The sequence below is a fragment of the Sarcina sp. DSM 11001 genome (assembly GCF_900101015.1).
In the GTDB taxonomy this organism is placed as follows: Bacteria; Bacillota; Clostridia; order Lachnospirales; family Lachnospiraceae; genus CAG-791.
Genome location: NZ_FNFZ01000008.1, coordinates 46,068 through 61,217 on the forward strand (window position 1 = coordinate 46,068; position 15,150 = coordinate 61,217).

Below are 15,150 nucleotides of genomic sequence, written 5' to 3' on the forward strand. Positions count from 1 at the left end.
CTTCCGGGTCAAAGCCCTCGCCCGCCAGGTCGGCGCCGCCCACATAGAGCTTGCCCACGACCGTCTTCACGTTTCCGTCGACCGTCAGGGTGTGGCCGCCGAAATCCATCCTTCCATTATTGCTGTAGACGGATATGCCGCCGCCCTCTTCCGCGGGTGTGTGGATCTGTACATCGCTCCCCAGCTTCTGGACGTTGAAATATCCCTCCCAGTCGATGGAAGCTCCGTCTCCGGCTTCCAGGATGCCCATCCAGGAATCCGGACTGTCGAAGGAGACAGAGGCCTGCTGACCGGCCCCGGCCCCGGTGATCAGGGTCCGGTGGGCGCCCTGGGCGCGGAAGGCTTCTCTCCGGCCGTTCTGGTGGAGGCCAGCCCCGATCTCCAGTGTGCCCGCTGTCAGGGTATTTTCCACATAGACATTATTTCTGTCGCGGAAGTCGTAGAAGCCGCTGACATAGAGCTCCCCTCCCACCTTCACATAGTCATTCTCGTTAGTCATGACAAGGACGCCGCCTCCATAGCTGTAGTCCCCGGCGTCATTGCGGTTCTGGATCCGGTAGTCGCCCGTCACTTCCAGATAGCCGCCGTTGATCTGCATTGCGCCGCCCGGCTGTACCAGACTGCCGTTGATCGTCAATGTATGACCGTTCAGATCAACAATACCGCTGCTGAGATAAGCATCGCCGTCGATGGTCATGTCATCCTGCAGAATCTGGTCTGCGAGGGCGGTCTCACCCTCCAGAATTCCTGCCATGGCTTCCTCTTCGGCGATCTCAGCCTGATCCTGGTCCTCGATCAGCCCGTCCTCAGGAAGGACCTCTGTCCCATCCTCCGCAGGCAGATCCTGGCCGGCATCTTCCCCTGCCTGCTGCGTGGAATCCCCTGGATCCTCCGCCGGTTCCGTCTCTTCTGAAGGAACATCGGCTGCGTCGTCTTCCGGCTGCCGCGCAGGTTCCTCTACAGCATCAGTCTCCTCTGAAGGAGCTTCGGCAGCATCCTCTGCCGTCTGCGCAGGATCCTCTGTATCCTCCGCCAGATCCGTTTCTTCCGAGGGCTCTTCCACGGCAAAGTCCTCCGGCTGCTGTGCGGGATCCTCAGAATCCTCCGGCAGGTCCGCCTCCTCCGAGGGCTCTTCCACGATACCATCCTCCGGCTGCTGTGCGGGATCCTCGGAATCCTCTGTCAGGTCCGTTTCCTCCGAGGGCTCTTCCACGACAACGTCCTCAGCCTGCTGCGCAGGATCCCCGGAATCCTCTGCCGGGTCCGTCTCCTCTGAAGGAGCTTCCAGGGCATTGTCCTCAGCCTGCTGCGCGGGATCTCCCGGTTCCTCCAGGAGGTCCGCCCCGTCCGAAAAAGCCTCTAAGCCATTTTCTTCTATCTGCTCCGAAGATTGGTCCATAGATTGATCCACAGATTGATCCATAGAAGCATCAGGAGCTTCCGGATCCGCTGTCCCGGCAGGCTCTTCTGAGGCCGTCTCCAGAGCAGTCGAATACTCTCCGGCAGCCTCTCCTTCTGCTGACGCGTCGGTCTTCTCCGTAAAGATCGTTTCGGGCGGAATCTCTTCCAGGGACTCCGCTCCTGCGGTCTGCCCGGCCCGGGCAGCAAAAACAGGCCCGCAAAGCGAGCCTGTCAGTAGTGTGGCCGCAAGCAATAATGCCAGCAACTTTTTACTATTCATCGCACCTGCCTCCCTTGTCCTGTTGTTTTTTGCTGCTCAACTTTGCTGCTCAATATTAAGGACCTGTAGATAATTAACCTGTAGATAATCAATAAATAATCAATCAGTACCGTTAATTGATCTGCATTTCCTGAGGCGCCGCCCTCAAAACACACGGACAGCTCCCGGTCAAATATTAAACTGCTTCATGTGACCTGGAATCTAATCATCCTGCTTCACCGACGCCCGGATCATAAAGCCGTATGCGGTGAAAACCTGATTATTTACCCTATTATTATATTAAATAAAGAATAGCCTCTTCATTCAAGTAGGGTTTAGGTCAGTTGGACAAAGAATGCAGGGTAGGGTTTAGGTAGGGTTGGTCCTAAATTTCTTCTTCCTTGCGACCAAGGGCGAGTGCCCGCAAACATGTAGGAATAAACTACGCGCTGCTCCGCGATCTGGTCCTCTCACAAGGCTCCCGTCATTCGGGATCACTGTTTTTTCACTGTTTTTTCTCTGCTATTCCGGCGGCGGCATGCTCATTGACATGGTCGCGGCCGACAAAAAAAACAGACAGCAGAACGCCCCTGTTGCGGCATTCTGTCTTTTGCAGGAGGTTATGGATGTGGTATTTGACGGTGCCCTCGGAGATAGAAAGGATCTCCGCGATCTCCTTGTTTGTCTTTTCCTCCAGCAGCTGCCGAAGGACTTCCCGTTCTCTGGCCGACAGAGCATACCGGGCGCAGAAACGATAGAACCTCTCCCGTTCCCCCTCCGGGCCCGGTCCCCCCGCTCCTGCAGACCTCTGATCATATACTTGATCAAACGGTGCTCCCGGCCCGGGATCATTTGGCATCTGCCTGCCTGTATCATCCGCAGTCTCCGGCACCTGGCAGCCTGCATTGCTTACAGTCTCCGGCGTCTGACTGTCAGTGTTGTCAGAAGTTCTTAAAGCATGGCTGCCTGCGGCATCAACAATCTCCGGCATCTGGATGCCTGCGGCATCAGAAACCCCTGAAGTCCGGCTTCCTGTTTCGTCAGCAGGTCGCGGCGCCTGACTGCCTGTTTCGTCAGCAATTCGCGTCGCCTGGCTGCCCGCATCGTCAGCAGTTCTCGGTGCCTGACCTCCCGGATACTCCGAACCGGGTCCATCCGGACTTTTCCCGCTTCCTTCGACTCCTGCTCCCGAAGTCTGTAAAAACGCCTGTGGAGCATCCTGAAAAAGGACCTTCGAAGGAGCCTGTCCCAGATACAGGACAGGATAGATCCGGAAAAACAAAAATACACAGACCACGAACAGGATTGCTGTGATGCCGATCAGAACAGGGATCCGTTCAGACAGAGCCAGGCAGAGAGCCTCCCCGGCAGCGTCCCCGATCCGTCCTGTCAAAAGACCAAAGCCGCACAGAAACATCAGATTTCTTCTGCGGGCAATATCTGAAAACAGGATCATACGGTAAATAGAATAGAAGCCGAATGTAAAATAGCTTAGTGCCCAGAAAATCCTGAGGGGGACAGATTCCCCCTTGAGAGCAAGCATGATAAAGGGAATAACAAGGGCAGCCAAGGCGCAGACAGCTCCATGTTTTCTGCTCTGGTCATTGACAAGACCGGCGATCAGAAGGCCCGCTGCGTAAAACAGGCGGGAGGACTCCAGGCTGACTCCCTGTCCCAGATCTGCGGAGGGAAAGCCGAACCCGCAGCTGTTGACAATACTGAAAAGCAGGATCAGCAGTCCGGACTGAAAAATGCAGTTTTTTTCTTCCTCTGTCATCCCTGCTTTCCCGGAGAGCCGGTCCGGACCAGCCTCAGCCCCGGCCTCAGCCTCTGACGCCTGCTCAGGCAGAAGGGTCGCCGCACAAAAAGCCAGGACTGTGAGGATCAGACATACTACAAGAATACCATGGGTATAATAGGCGGATCCCCCCACGGCAACAGACAGCAGCCATGTCAGGAAGATCGATATCCCGTACCCTGTCCCGAGGGTGATCGCGCTGTTCTCCTCTCCTGTCCAGGAAGTGAGTGTGTACAGATAGCAGCCCGCGATCATCCCGCACTGGATATTCAGCAGACCGCCGAAGACCATGGTCCAGAGCAGGGAAGCGGACAGGACCGCGGGAATCAGGCAGAGCATGTGCAGAATGAGAGAGAGATTAAACAGCCGTCCCCTTAAGTCACCCCACCTGCGCAAAAAGGCCATAAAAAGGCCCAGTCCTGCCGCCTGCAGGGCATAGCCTGCCACCATGGAAACGGCATCCGCTGTCCTGAACGGAACCATCTCCATGATATGATAGACCCAGGCCAGATAGCCGGTCGATGTAAGCAAAAAGCAGGCACAGATAAACAATGCGCTCCGCAAGTCCGGTTTCCCGGCAGTCTTTTCCATCCGTGTTCCTCCTGTGCCGGATCGTGGGATTCTCTCCGGCCGCTTCAAACAAGCGTTTGTTTGACGAAAACAGAATACCATATCTCGCCGGACAGGACAATGGCAAGGCTTTACACAGTCTTTCACGAGCTTTTGTTTTCAGTACGATAATTGAGTAAACATATTGTATTTACATGTACATTAAGCCCCGGGGCAATGATGTGCCGCGGCATAACTTCAGGCTTTTCTTTACCCCTGTTTTGGGGTATGATAAAGATTAAGCAGCGATATTAAACGCCATGGCAGGATACCTTCCGCCGCCAGGCACAAAAGCTCCGCGGAAACGCCCGATGCTGCCTGTGCCGCAGCCAGGAACAATAAAACAATACCTGAGGCCGGGCAATGCAGCGCCGGTACCGCGGCTGACCGCGGTCTCCGCCGCAAACGAACTCCTGGATCTGCAGAGCTTTTACCGTATTCCAAAGGAATGGAGATGACCAAATATGAAGATCACAGATTCTATCAAGTACGTCGGTGTCAACGATCATATCGTCGATCTGTTTGAGGGCCAGTATGTAGTCCCCAACGGCATGGCCTACAATTCCTACGTCATCATGGACGAGAAGATCGCCGTCATGGATACCGTGGATGTAAAATTTACAGATGAGTGGCTCGGAAAGCTCAGCGAAGTCCTGGGCGGCCGTAAGCCCGATTACCTGATCGTGCAGCATATGGAGCCTGACCACTCCGCAAATATCCTCAATTTCCTCAATGTCTATCCCGACACGACTGTAGTCGGAAACACCAAGACCTTTACCTTCATGGGACAGTTCTTTGACCTTGATCCCGCCATGAAGAAGCTGGTCGTCAAGAACGGCGACAAGCTCGAGCTGGGCTCTCATGTGCTGAATTTCGTCTTTGCTCCCATGGTCCACTGGCCGGAAGTCATGGTCACCTATGACAGCACGGACAAAGTCCTCTTCTCCGCGGACGGCTTCGGCAAATTCGGAGCCCTCGATGTCGAGGAGGAAGACTGGGCATGCGAAGCGCGCCGCTATTATTTCGGCATTGTCGGCAAATACGGCCTGCAGACCCAGAACCTGCTCAAGAAAGCCGCGACACTGGATATCCAGATCATCTGCCCTCTGCACGGCCCGATCCTCACCGAGAATCTGGGTTATTATATCGATCTCTATGACAAGTGGTCCTCCTACACCCCTGAGGATAAGGGCGTCCTGATCGCCTACACCTCCGTCTACGGCCACACAAAACAGGCTGTGGAAGAGCTCGCCGCCCTTCTGGAAAAGGAAGGCTGCCCCAAGGTAGTCGTCACTGACCTGGCCCGCGATGACATGGCTGAGGCTGTGGAAGACGCCTTCCGCTATGACCGCCTGGTGCTGGCGACCACGACCTACAACAACAATATCTACCCCTTCATGCGCACCTTCATCGACCACCTGACAGAGCGCGCCTATCAGAACCGCACTATCGGCTTCATCGAGAACGGCTCCTGGGCGCCCGTTGCCAAGAAGACCATGCAGGGCATGTTCGAGGGCTGCAAGAACCTGAAGTTCCTCGAGACCTCCGTCACCATCAAGTCCGCGCTCAAGGACGACAGCCGCGCCGCCCTGGCCCAGATGGCCAAGGAACTTTGCTCATAAAATTGAGCCGAAGTTTGCAGAAGCCGATCGATCTGCTTTGCAGTAAAATCATTCTGTGCTTTTACTGTAATCATTCTGCACTTTTGCTGTAAAACATTCTGTGCTTTGCTGTAATCATTTTGTATCAACACCGGGAGCAGCCGCTCGTCGTCTGCTCCCGTTTATCGTCCGCAAAAGGAGGATTTTCATGATTTATCACACCAAAGGGACCTGCTCCACCCAGATTGATCTGGATGTTGATGGTGACCATATCATCCGCTCCGTCGCCTTCAAGGGCGGCTGCAACGGCAATCTGAAAGGAATCAGTCAGCTGGTCACAGGCCGGAAAGCCGAGGAAGTGATCGGCCTCCTGGAGGGTACCACCTGCGGTTTCAAAAAGACCTCATGTCCCGACCAGCTGGCCAAAGCACTGAAACTGGCCATTACGAACGGGTGACAGGGTGATTCACCCGCAGACAAGGCATCCGCAGATAAGGCAGCTGAAGACAAGGCATCCACAGATAAAGAATCTGCAGACAAGGCATCCGCAGATAAGGTATCCGCAGATAAGATATCTGACGATAGGACACCCGTAGATATGGTATTAGAAGACAAAGTCTGGTGTGCCGCTTACACTGACACCAGCCGGATCTTCCCGCCGTTTCAGTAAACAGCTTGTGAGAGAGGGATCAAACCATGCCTTTTTTCCATAAAAAAAATTCCGCCCCGGAAGCGGATTCTTCCACGCCTGTTTCCCGCAAAAAGAAGTCCACTCCAAAAACGGATCCTTCCAGGCCATTATTCTACAAGAAAAGAGCCGCATCGAAGACAAATCCTTCCGCACCTGTCGTCCCTTTTTTCCGAAAGAAAAAATCCGGTTCGAAGGTCGCCCCTGCCAAATCCGTTGAACAGAATAATGCCTTACAGCAAAATGAGGCTTCACAGCAGTATGAAACCTTACCGAAGAGAAAGATCGTCCTGACCGGCGGCGGGACCGCCGGGCACGTGACACCGAACATCGCTCTGCTGCCCTCGCTTCGGGAAGCGGGCTATGAGATCGCCTATGTCGGTTCGGAGGACGGGATCGAGAAGGAATTGATGCTCGACTGCGGCGTTTCCTACATTGGAGTGCCGACAGGGAAGCTGCGGCGCTATTTTGATCTCAAAAACTTCACAGACCCCTTCAGGGTCATCAAGGGCTTCTCGGAAGCCCGCAAATTTCTGAAAAGCTACAGGCCGGACGTGGTTTTCTCCAAGGGCGGCTTCGTAAGCGTCCCCGTTGTACGGGCTGCCGCCAGCCTCAGGATCCCCTGCGTTATCCATGAATCAGACATGACGCCCGGGCTGGCCAACAAACTGTGCTATAGTGCTGCCGCGAAGATCTGCTGCAATTTCCCGGAGACAATGGAAAAGCTTCCCGGGAAAAAGGCTGTGCTCACCGGGACGCCCATCCGCGCCGAGCTTTTTTCCGGAGACCGGGAGGAGGGGCTCAGGATCTGCGGTTTTGCGAAAGACACAGGAATTTCCACTTCAGAGGCCTCCACTGCAAGCACCGACTCCGCTGAAAATGTTCCCGGGATTGTTCCTGAGATCATTCCTGACATTGTTCCTGAGATTGCTCCTGAGATTGCTCCCGACATTGTTCCTGATACCGGAAAGCCGGTCCTCATGATCATGGGAGGCAGCCAGGGGGCCCAGTCCGTCAATGAAGCTGTCCGGAAGCACCTGGATGAGCTGCTCAGGGATTTCAGAGTGATCCACCTGTGCGGAGCCGGAAAGTACGACGCCTCTCTGGACAATGTCGAGGGCTACAGGCAGTTTGAATATGTAAAGGATGATCTGAAGCATCTGTTTGCGGCGGCGGACGTGATCGTCTCCCGCGCAGGGGCCAATGCCATCTTTGAGATCCTGGCCCTGCAGAAGCCCAATCTCCTCATCCCCCTGTCTGTCGGGACCCGAGGCGATCAGATCCTCAATGCCCGGTCATTCGAAGCCCAGGGCTTCTCAAAAGTTCTTGTCGAAAGCGAAGAAGAGGGCGTTCTTGATAAAAAACTGGTCTCTACGGTCAGGGCTCTCTATTCAGAGCGGGAAAAATATATCGCAGTCATGGCCGGCGCCGGACAGCAGAATGCGATTCCAACGATCCTGGATCTGTTGAATGGGCTCGCCGGGCAATAACAGGCAGTTCATTCATAGAAGCACCACTGAAGACCACTGATGTATCCCTCGGGTTTTCCCGCAAAACAGTGCCTGAAGACACCATCTCCAGGCTGATCAGCTGTTGACCGGTAACCTGCTGACATTCTTTTAGGACATTTGCTTTCATGGAAAGGAGGAGCAGATCATGGATAACTGGTATTACCTGATGAACGGCGATGAAATTGTGATGCTGCTCCGCCAGGTACAGAATCTCGATGAGATGTCCTATGTCGAGGCAGAACGGCGCTCCTCCTATGTCCCTTATGGCTTCACCACACCAGACGCCTGGATCGAGAGCCGGCAGATTGCGAAGCACCGTAAGCAGATCTATGCCATGATGCAGGACTGGGGCCTCCACCGCCGCAAGGGCTTTATCGCCTTCACCCACTGCGCCTCTCTGACCGATTCGTTCTGGATCAAGGCCGCGGACAGTGATCTGACATGGAAAGATGTGAACCTGTTTGAAAATCCTTTCAATGAAGTAGTCGCGCACCTCGCGTTTGACGGGGCCGGTCTGTATGGAAAAAACCTGTATGCCACTTCTCCCGAGTTTGCCACGTCGGGTTCCTACGAAAAATGCTGGCGGCGGACAGAACAGGGCATTTTTCTGTATAAGCGGGGAAGCAGCGGTGCAGTGAATGCCGATGCCGGTATGGAGCCCTTTTCCGAAAAGCTGACGAGCGATCTTCTGGACGCAGCGGGCTTTGCGCATGTCCCCTATACACTGGAAAAATACCACCAGAAACTTGCTTCCGTATGTCCTCTTTTCACCAGTGAGCAGTCCGGTTTTGTGTCTTTCGCGGCTTTTTCTCAAATAGATGTCGTCAATCCCCGGGAGATTATGGAGACTATTGAGCGGGTCGCGGATGAAGACCGGTTCCGGGAAATGGTCATTGCAGATGCCATCTCATTGAATGTCGACAGACATCAGGAAAATTACGGGTTCCTGATCAACAACAGGACCGGTGCTGTAGAAGGTTTTGCTCCCCTGTTTGACCACAATCTGGCCCAGCTCCCTTTCCTGATGCAGACGGACGATGTGCACGAGTATTCGAAAGGACAGGGGCCCCGCATCGGTGCGGAATTCGTCTCTATCGCCAGGGCTGTCCTGACACCCAAATATCGGTCACTTCTAATCAACCTTAAGGATTTTGAATATGCGGATCCCGGCTTCGGATTTCCTTCCTGGAAGCTGGATCTTCTTAACCGGATCAAAAATGAGCAGATCGACAAGATCCTGGGTAAATAAAGAAACCGGAAAGCGGGTATTTCCTGAGAAAAAGATTCAAAAACCCCCTTCCGGGCTGTCTGACAGCAGACTGCCCGGAAGGGGGTTCTTTTTCAGTTTTCTATTTCAGGTTTTTATTCCAGCTTTTAAAATCCGGTCCTTTTCAGCTTTTACAAAGGTCCTTTTTAATTCAGTTCCTTTTTAATCCAGATCTCTTTTTCTCTGAAAACTATCCCTGTTCCCGCATCAGACTTCACTGGGGCTCCACTCGGGGACACCGGTGAGGTCGGTGCTGCGGATGATCTCACGCAGCGGGAGGACGCTCTTGGCATTGACGGACAGTTCGTCCACGCCCATGCGCAGGAAGGTCTTTGTGAGGGTCGGGTCCGCGCCGAGCTCGCCGCAGATGCCTACCCATGCGCCGTGTCTGTGGCCGGCATCGACAGTCATCTTGATCGCACGGAGGACTGCAGGATGGTGTGTATCGGCAAAGCGCTCCAGATGAGCGTTCTGGCGGTCGATTGCGCAGGTGTACTGGGTGAGGTCGTTGGTGCCCAGGGAGAAGAAGTCGACTTCTTCCGCGAGCTCATCCGCGACAAAGACGGAGGCGGGTGTCTCGACCATGATTCCGATCTGATAATCAGCGACCTTGACGCCTTCGTTGATCAGCTCCTGCTTGCACTCCTCGAGGATAGCCTTGGCTTCGACCAACTCCCACTTGCTGATGATCATGGGGAACATGATGCCCAGGTTGCCGTAAGCGGAGGCGCGGAGCAGAGCGCGCAGCTGGGTCTTGAAGAAGTCCTTTCTGGTCAGGCAGATACGGATCGCGCGGAAACCGAGGGCGGGGTTCTCTTCCTTGTCCAGGTTCATGTAGTCGATCGTCTTGTCCGCACCGATGTCGCAGGTACGGATGACGACGAGCCTGGGGGCGAGAGCTTCGAGGACGCGCTTATAGGCCATGAACTGCTGCTCCTCAGTGGGCTCTTCCTTACTGTTGAGATAGACAAATTCGGAGCGGAACAGGCCGACACCTTCCGCATCGTTCTCATTGACACTGGCAATGTCTTCAGGGCCGCCGATGTTGGCATAAATGTGGACATTGCGGCCGTCGATGGTGGTGCTGGGCTTGCCCTTGAGCTCCTGAAGCAGAGCGTCCTTCTTGAGGTCCGCTTCGTATTTGACCTTGAGCTCATCCAGCAGCTCAGGAGTAGGATCAATGTAGACGCTGTCGGTATAGCCGTCAAGGATGGCCATCTTGCCGTCCCAGCTGTCATCGATATCCTTGCACTGGATCAGGGAAGGCAGGTTCATGGAGCGGGCCAGGATCGCGGTGTGGCTGTTGGAGGAGCCCTCGCGGGTGATCATACCCAGAAGGAGGGACTTGTCGAGCTTGACGGTCTCCGAGGGAGCCAGATCTTCCGCGACAAGGATGGCAGGCTCTGTGCCCTGCAGGCTGCTGGTGTCATTGCCCAGAAGGAAATCAAGGACAGCGGTCTCTACGTCAATGATATCCGCGCTTCTGGCCTTCATGTAAGCGTCATCCATCTCCGCGAACATCTTTGCATACATATCAAAAGCGGTCTTGGTCGCGTACTCGGCAGTGCGGTTCTGCTCTGTGATGATCTCGCGGGTGGAATCCTGCAGGTCCTCATCCTCAAGCATGAGCTGATGAGCCTCGAAAATCGCCGCGGTCTCTTCGCCCGCGTCTGCGACAGCCTTCTCATACAGTTCACCCTGCTGGTCGATGGCCTTCTGGAGGGCATCTTCAAAGCGGGCCAGCTCAGCAGCGGAATCTTCCACGATCGCGTCGCTGATCTCATAGCTGGGGGTCTTGTAGATCTTGATCTTGCCGATACCGATACGTTTTAAGATACCTTTTCCTTTTGCAGTTATCATTGCTATCCTCCTCCTGCATATCTATGTGTACATCTGATATCTATTTGTATATCCGATATATATGTGTATATCTGATATGATCCAAGCCGTATAAAACGGAACAGCGCTCATCGAAATACAGCCGTTTTGCGCATGGAACGATCAATAAGCGCTTATCAAAAAGTGCCGGTCCTCAAAACATTAATGAAAAATATCAGGTAAAAACCATCAGGTAAAATCATCATTATGAAAGATTATAAAAGCCGGCAAAAAACCGGGTAAAGAATCCGTGAGAAAAGAAAAGGGTGCGCACTGTCCGGAACCCCGAACAGTCGCACCCTGGTCAATCTGATTAGAAGTTCTCTTTCAGGAATTTCTCAATTGCCTCTGCGCAGGCACCTTCATCATCGCCTTCGACCTGGACGGTGATTTCATCATTCTGCTTGACAGCCATGCCCATCAGAGCAAGGAGCTTTCTCATGTCGCAGCTCTTGTCGCCCTTCCAGACCGTGATCTTGGAATTGAACTTCTTCGCTTCTTTGACAAGAATTCCAGCGGGACGAGCGTGGATGCCCAACGGATCAGTAACTTTGAATTTGATTTCTTTCATGAATGTTGTTCTCCTTTTTCCTTCTCAGATAAGGGGTCATGAGGTACATTTTTCTGAGGTTGTCCATACGCCCTCAGACACTGGAAATATTATACTACGAAATAATTGAAGAAAAAACAGCAAATTCAACTTTTTTTACAAAGTATAGAAAATGATTCCTTCTCTTTTCAGCATATTCACCAGTATTATGTACTGTTTTGTGGAAATTTACGTTTCCAGTCACACGCCGGCCGGCGTGTGACCGGGAAACGCGAAAAACCCTGGAATAGTCAAAGAGCAGCCGGTACCGGATTTACTGGACACCGCACTTGACATCATCATAATCGTCAGCATTGGTGAGAAGGACGACTACGGTGTCGGGGTGGCCTGCAGCTTTGATCTTGTCAATGTCGAAGTTGAGGATGAGCTGGCCGGCCTTGACCTGGTCGCCTTCAGCAACCTGAGGATCGAAGCCGTCGCCGTTCATGGCAACTGTGTCGACGCCGACGTGGATCAGAAGTTCCATGCCGGAAGGAGTTGAAAGGCCGATCGCGTGCTTGGAATCCGCTACGGAAGTGATCTCGCCGTCAAACGGAGCTACGACATAGCCCGCGGAAGGACGAATGCCTACGCCGTCGCCGAGGACACCACTTGCAAAGGTCTCGTCTTCGATATCATCACGGGCAATGACTTCACCGTTCGAAGGAGCCTTGACCACGCCTGCGGAGCAGCTGATGACGGTCTGCTCGGGAACCTTGATCTGCTCTACAGGAGCTGCGGGAGCTTTCTTCTTCTCTTCCTCTTTCCAGAACATCCATGTGCCCGCGAAGGCGATGCCGCCTGCGATGGCAAGGACGATCGTGTACATCACGGGATTAGAAACGGTCAGGTAGCCGGGAATACCGGTAACGCCGTAAGCGGTTGCGCCGAAGCCCATGAATGCAGCGAGCAGCGCGCCGACGGCACCGCCGATCATACCGCAGATGAAGGGCTTGAAGAAGCGCATGTTGACACCGAAGATGGCGGGCTCGGTGATACCGAGAGCCGCGGACATGGAGGACGGGATCGCGACGGATTTGGTCTTCTGGTTCTTGACCTTGAGACCGACCGCAAGGCAGGCGCCGAACTGTGCGAAGTTGGCGGCGGAAGCGATGGGCATCCATGTGTTCAGACCGGTCTCAGCAAGCATGCCAGCCTCGATGACGTTGTACATATGGTGCAGGCCCATGACGACGGTCCAGGGATAGATCGCGCCCATGATACCGGAACCAATGGGGTTGCGGACAAGGATCTTGGCGCCGGCCAGAACGTAGGTCTCCAGAGTGGAGAAGATCGGTCCGACGATCCAGAGGGTCAGGAATGCGGTGGCCAGAACGGTGCAGAGAGGGGTGACAAACAGGTCGATCATCTCCGGCACATGCTTATGCAGCCATTTCTCGATAATACTCATGAGCCAGACTGCTATAATGACCGGGATGACATGGCCCTGATAGCCGGATCTCTGGATCGTGACGATGTTGCCGATCAGGTGCCATCTGGGGATGACGCCGTCCGTGACGCCGAAGAAGCTGTTGATGGCGTCTGTGTTCGCGACATTCCAGCCGTTCAGGAAAGCGGAGTGGATCATCAGAAGACCGATGACTGCGCCGAGGAACAGGTTGCCGCCAAAGACACGGGCCGCTGATACGGCGACGATGACAGGCAGGTAAGCGAAAGCGGTATTCGCGACTGTATCAAGGAATGCAAACCAGTCGCTGTTGCCGAAGCCCAGGCCGGGGATCTTCGCGAGAGCCTCGACGAGACCCATCATAAGACCGGAAGCGACGATGGCGGGAAGGATCGGGACGAAAACATCGCCGACGGTCTTCAGGGCCTGTCTCCAGACAGGTGCCTTTGCCGCTGCCGCCGCCTTGACGTCATCCTTCGTGCCGGCCGCAACACCGGTGATCGCGATGAATTCGTCAAAGACCTTGTTGACGGTGCCGGTGCCGATGATCAGCTGGAGCTGTCCGTTGGACTCGAACATGCCCTTGACGCCATCGACTTCCTCTAGAGCCGCCTTGTTGACTTTCCCGTTATCCGCGATAACGAGACGCAGCCTTGTCGCGCAGTGCGCGGCGGAGACCACGTTTGCGCCGCCTCCGATATTATCGGAGATCTCTTGCGCACATTTACGGTAATCCAATGCCATAACGGTTTCCTCCCTTTATGGAGACGGATCCGCTTATCCGCAGAACCGTCTGTGAAAAAGTTAAATGAATTGATACTATGGTTTCCTTTTGTAAACGTTTTCAGTCCGACTTTATTTTATTTTAATTTATGTTGTTTGTAAACTGCTATTTTTCCAAATAAACCGGAGAGGTTTTTGTGCATATTTACGGAATGTATGGAGTATTTCCGACAGATAGTACAAAAGCAGGTTGAAAACGATTGCAAACACGCTAAAAAAAATTCAGAAAAATTTCAGAACAGACCGGGCAGCCTCAGGCTGTATAACACAGCCATGTTCAGTATAAGGCAACAGTATAAGGGAGACTGTCGCGCGGAGGTCCGGCCGCTGACTCCCATTTCAGTCACTCAGACCCAGATCCTTAAAGGCTTTGGCAAGCCCGTCCTCTGGACTTTTGGGGACTTTTTTATTCACTCAGGCCCAGATCCTTAAAGGCTTTGGCAAGCCCGTCTTCTGTGACGGCAGGGCAGATGATGTCGCTCTCCTTCTGGAGAGCTTTGCTGCCGTTGGCCATACAGACACTGGTCCCGACAGTTCGGATCATTTCGATATCGTTCATACTGTCTCCAAAGCCGATAGTATCCTCAACCGGGACGCCCAGATATTCACACACGCGGAGGACGCCGCGTCCCTTGTCGAAGGCGCGGTTGATCAGTTCGCCGTTCAGGCAGGGGTGGGCCGGATCGCTGATCTCCTGGATCACAAAATCAAAGTCTTTTTCCAGAAGGTTCCTGGCCGGTGCCAGCTGTTCATCCCTCAGGCACATGATGACAACTTTATAGACAGGATCTGTGCCGTCAAATTCCGACATAGGCCGGATATTGAGGCTCTCCGCCAGGGCTTTTCTCCAGCGCTCGATCTCGCTGTTGCCCTTGGCTCCGGCGTTGTCGGCCAGAAAGCTTCCCAGGTCTTCATCGCCGTAGGTCGCCCCCTTTGTCTCGACGGTGCAGAAAACTCCTTCAGCGTGGAGAGAGTCCAGCGCGGTCTTTGCCTGGTCTGCAGTCATCGGATGATCATAGATCACTTCACTGCCGACTGTGACATACCCGCCTGCGCTCGCCACGACGCCGTCAAAGCCATACTTTAAAAGAGGAGAGAGCATGGCGTAATTCCTGCCCGAACACAGAAATACCTTGTGTCCCTTTGCCTGCGCGCTCCGGATCGCCCTGAGAGCGCTGTCCGGAGGTGTATTGGAACCCGCTTCTGTCAGAGTCCCGTCTATATCAAGAAAAATCAGTTTAGTGCTCATAGATATTTTGAATTCCTTTATTCTGTATCTCTCTATTTTGTATCTCTTTATTTCGTATCTCTTTATTTTATGTCAGGAGTGCGTCGAAATGTAGTTCCGGTGCCGTTTT

The 15,150-nt window shown here is 53.9% G+C and carries 9 protein-coding genes and 1 pseudogene; 4 read left to right on the forward strand and 6 right to left on the reverse strand.

Annotated elements, in window-relative coordinates; translation table 11 throughout:
* Positions 1 to 1,681 (reverse strand): annotated as a pseudogene (locus BLT02_RS17100) (hypothetical protein); the annotation flags it as partial.
* Positions 1,682 to 2,165: 484 nt separating this feature from the next.
* Positions 2,166 to 4,049 (reverse strand): LuxR C-terminal-related transcriptional regulator, encoded by a 1,884-nt coding sequence (locus tag BLT02_RS17505; protein WP_207649387.1) that lies wholly within the window; start codon positions 4,047 to 4,049, stop codon positions 2,166 to 2,168.
* A gap of 482 nt (positions 4,050 to 4,531) precedes the next feature.
* On the opposite strand from BLT02_RS17505, the gene BLT02_RS05500 reads away from it, so the two are divergent.
* The 4 genes from BLT02_RS05500 to BLT02_RS05515 all read left to right on the forward strand — a co-directional run bounded on the left by BLT02_RS05500 (position 4,532) and on the right by BLT02_RS05515 (position 9,116).
* Positions 4,532 to 5,689 carry an FprA family A-type flavoprotein gene (locus BLT02_RS05500; RefSeq protein ID WP_092992384.1) on the forward strand — a complete coding sequence of 386 codons (1,158 nt, stop codon included), beginning with the start codon at positions 4,532 to 4,534 and terminating at the stop codon, positions 5,687 to 5,689.
* A gap of 187 nt (positions 5,690 to 5,876) precedes the next feature.
* A complete protein-coding gene (locus tag BLT02_RS05505; protein ID WP_092992386.1) occupies positions 5,877 to 6,125 on the forward strand; it encodes a TIGR03905 family TSCPD domain-containing protein in 249 nt (82 codons plus the stop codon).
* Between the two features lie 239 nt (positions 6,126 to 6,364).
* Positions 6,365 to 7,846 (forward strand): glycosyltransferase, encoded by a 1,482-nt coding sequence (locus BLT02_RS17735; protein WP_242869706.1) that lies wholly within the window; start codon positions 6,365 to 6,367, stop codon positions 7,844 to 7,846.
* 166 nt (positions 7,847 to 8,012) lie between these two features.
* Entirely contained in the window at positions 8,013 to 9,116 is a 1,104-nt protein-coding gene (locus BLT02_RS05515; RefSeq protein WP_092992388.1) for a HipA domain-containing protein, read from the forward strand.
* Between the two features lie 225 nt (positions 9,117 to 9,341).
* Here BLT02_RS05515 and ptsP read toward each other — a convergent pair whose 3' ends face one another.
* From ptsP to BLT02_RS05545, 4 genes are all read right to left on the reverse strand, one after another.
* The gene (gene ptsP, locus BLT02_RS05525; RefSeq protein WP_092992392.1) at positions 9,342 to 10,994 is read right to left on the reverse strand and encodes a phosphoenolpyruvate--protein phosphotransferase; all 1,653 of its coding nucleotides are present in this window, start codon (positions 10,992 to 10,994) and stop codon (positions 9,342 to 9,344) included.
* 331 nt (positions 10,995 to 11,325) lie between these two features.
* A complete protein-coding gene (locus BLT02_RS05530; protein WP_092992394.1) occupies positions 11,326 to 11,583 on the reverse strand; it encodes an HPr family phosphocarrier protein in 258 nt (85 codons plus the stop codon).
* A 292-nt stretch (positions 11,584 to 11,875) separates the two neighbouring features.
* On the reverse strand, positions 11,876 to 13,753 hold the full coding sequence (locus tag BLT02_RS05535; protein ID WP_092992396.1) for a PTS sucrose transporter subunit IIABC: 1,878 nt from the start codon (positions 13,751 to 13,753) through the stop codon (positions 11,876 to 11,878).
* Between the two features lie 445 nt (positions 13,754 to 14,198).
* Positions 14,199 to 15,041: an HAD family hydrolase gene (locus BLT02_RS05545; protein ID WP_092992400.1), complete on the reverse strand. Its 843-nt coding sequence runs from the start codon at positions 15,039 to 15,041 to the stop codon at positions 14,199 to 14,201.
* Between the last annotated feature and the right edge of the window lie 109 nt (positions 15,042 to 15,150).

Excerpts from the sequence above, each read along its gene's own strand:
- ptsP (WP_092992392.1), bottom strand. The coding sequence starts at position 10,994 with ATGATAACTGCAAAAGGAAAAGGTATCTTAAAACGTATCGGTATCGGC.
- BLT02_RS05505 (WP_092992386.1), top strand. The coding sequence starts at position 5,877 with ATGATTTATCACACCAAAGGGACCTGCTCCACCCAGATTGATCTGGAT.
- BLT02_RS17505 (WP_207649387.1), bottom strand. The coding sequence starts at position 4,049 with ATGGAAAAGACTGCCGGGAAACCGGACTTGCGGAGCGCATTGTTTATC.
- BLT02_RS05530 (WP_092992394.1), bottom strand. The coding sequence starts at position 11,583 with ATGAAAGAAATCAAATTCAAAGTTACTGATCCGTTGGGCATCCACGCT.
- BLT02_RS05545 (WP_092992400.1), bottom strand. The coding sequence starts at position 15,041 with ATGAGCACTAAACTGATTTTTCTTGATATAGACGGGACTCTGACAGAA.
- BLT02_RS05500 (WP_092992384.1), top strand. The coding sequence starts at position 4,532 with ATGAAGATCACAGATTCTATCAAGTACGTCGGTGTCAACGATCATATC.
- BLT02_RS05535 (WP_092992396.1), bottom strand. The coding sequence starts at position 13,753 with ATGGCATTGGATTACCGTAAATGTGCGCAAGAGATCTCCGATAATATC.
- BLT02_RS17735 (WP_242869706.1), top strand. The coding sequence starts at position 6,365 with ATGCCTTTTTTCCATAAAAAAAATTCCGCCCCGGAAGCGGATTCTTCC.
- BLT02_RS05515 (WP_092992388.1), top strand. The coding sequence starts at position 8,013 with ATGGATAACTGGTATTACCTGATGAACGGCGATGAAATTGTGATGCTG.